At 63.1% G+C, this 1,330-nt stretch carries 2 protein-coding genes; one reads left to right on the forward strand and one right to left on the reverse strand.

Features of this window, described 5'->3' with window-relative positions:
• Positions 1-206 (forward strand): alpha/beta hydrolase (locus BG57_RS30860; RefSeq protein ID WP_035971097.1); only part of this gene is annotated, 206 nt, incomplete at its 5' end.
• Positions 207-539: 333 nt separating this feature from the next.
• Here BG57_RS30860 and BG57_RS30865 read toward each other — a convergent pair.
• A partial coding sequence (locus BG57_RS30865; RefSeq protein ID WP_052006120.1) for an oxidoreductase occupies positions 540-1,330 on the reverse strand: 791 nt, incomplete at its 5' end.

The following is a 1,330-nucleotide window of genomic DNA, read 5'->3' on the forward strand; positions in this document are numbered from 1 at the left end:
GCCAGCCGGCATGGAAAGCGAGGCCGAGTTGGGCCGTCGTGGCGACGCAGGACCGAACTGTGAATCCCGATCTTGAGCGTTGGATGGCGAGCCGCGCAAAGAGCACGGTCGCGGAGGTTCCGTCGAGCCATGTTGCCTATCTGGCGCACCCGGCGGAAGTCGCCCGGGTGATCGAGCGGGCGGGCACTGCAACGGGCAGCCGCTGAGGGGATCGGGCCGGCTACTGGTGCGTAGCTAACCCGGACGAGCCGCGTGCCATGGCACAGCGGCCAACCGGCGACCGCTACTCTTCTATCACGAGACGCCGGCCGTCGGGCGTCGAACGGCCGATAGGAGTCGTGGCCGGAAGTTAGAGCCGAAGTGGCCGGCGATGCGTGCGCGTCACGAGTGATCCTCGGCGACCGCCAGAAGCGGCGATTCGCGCCCCTAGGCAAGCTGGTCAGACGGGTGACTGCTTCTACGAGCGAAGGGGACGCTCGGAGGCGGCGCTGTCTCCCACAACTCCGGCAGCTCCGCGAAATCGCTCTAACATCGATTAGCTAGTCCAAGGTCAAGAATGCCTTCGGGGTGAAGTTCTCAATTTCATCGACGCGCCCTTGCCGGACCTTTTCGAGCCATGCCGCGTCCTGCAGCAGCGCGCGTCCGATTGCTACCAGATCGAATTCTCCTCGTCCCAGTCGCGCTAGCAGGTCGTCCAGCGGAGCGGATTGCGCGTCCTTGCCCGCAAACGAGTCGTAGACGTCGCTTCGAAGTCCAACCGATCCCACCGTGATGGTTGTGACGCCCGTGACTTTTTTTGCCCATCCCGCCAGGTTCAAGGTTGCGTCCACTTCGGGAAACGCGGGCTGCCAGTAGGCTGGCTGCGAGAGGTGGAAAGCATCCGCGCCAGCATTCACAAGCAGGCCAAGCCACTCTTCGAGCGCTGCTGGCGTCCCCGCGAGCCGCGCGCGGAAGTCCTTCGGCTTCCATTGCGAGAGGCGAAGAATCACTGGAAACCCTGGCGTTACCACCGATCTGATCGCCTTCAGCACCTCCACAGCGAACCGTGAACGTTCGAGGAGCGTCGATCCGCCATATCCGTCGCTGCGCTGATTGAGATCCTCAGAGAAAAATTGGTTGATCAGGTAGCCATGTCCGCCGTGCAGTTCGACGCCGTCAAAGCCGAGTCGCTCTGCATCCGCTGCGGCCCGGGCAAATGCGTCAATTGTGTCCGCGACGTCTGACTTGCTCATCGGCTCGGCCAAGCGTTCACCGGTTATAGATAAACCCGAGGGGCTCTCGTAGCGATGAGCGGGCAATGCCACCCGCTCACCCGCTCCATTCGAAGGCT

This window comes from Caballeronia grimmiae, from assembly GCF_000698555.1.
In the GTDB taxonomy this organism is placed as follows: Bacteria; Pseudomonadota; Gammaproteobacteria; order Burkholderiales; family Burkholderiaceae; genus Caballeronia; species Caballeronia grimmiae.